The organism is Aromatoleum evansii (assembly GCF_012910805.1).
Taxonomy (GTDB): Bacteria; Pseudomonadota; Gammaproteobacteria; order Burkholderiales; family Rhodocyclaceae; genus Aromatoleum; species Aromatoleum evansii.
In genome coordinates this window covers 1-408 of sequence record NZ_WTVK01000272.1, presented here as the reverse complement: position 1 = coordinate 408, position 408 = coordinate 1, and the positions used below count along the sequence as shown (strand labels likewise).

1 protein-coding gene is annotated in these 408 nt (G+C 72.3%); it reads right to left on the bottom strand.

Going from position 1 to position 408, the window contains the following annotated elements; all coding sequences use genetic code 11:
* Window positions 1-408 (bottom strand): aldehyde dehydrogenase family protein (locus tag GO615_RS28275; protein WP_169133110.1); only part of this gene is annotated, 408 nt, incomplete at both ends.

Below are 408 nucleotides of genomic sequence, written 5' to 3'. Positions count from 1 at the left end.
GTGTAGGCCCGGTAGCGCGCGCCTGGGACCGCGGCGATCGACAGGTCGAGGCTGCGACCCTCGATCTTGGTCGCCCAGCCGGCCATGTAGCGGATGAACTCCACCGAGGCGCCGACCTCCAGGGCCCGCGACAGGTTGATCGACTTGCCGTTGTTCAGGGTTTCCAACTGCGCCAGTTGCTCGCCATGCGCCTCGATCCGTTCCGCCAGTCGCAGCAGCAGGCGCTCGCGATCGGCCGGGCGCTGGCCTGCCCAGTTGCCTTCGAACGCACGCCGCGCGGCGGCGACCGCCCGATCGACGTCTTCGGCGCCGGCGCGGGCCACGCGCGCCAGCTCGGCACCGGTCGCCGGGTCGTACAGCGGCATGTCGGCGCCGGAACGCGCCGGCCCGGACTCACCGTCGATCAGC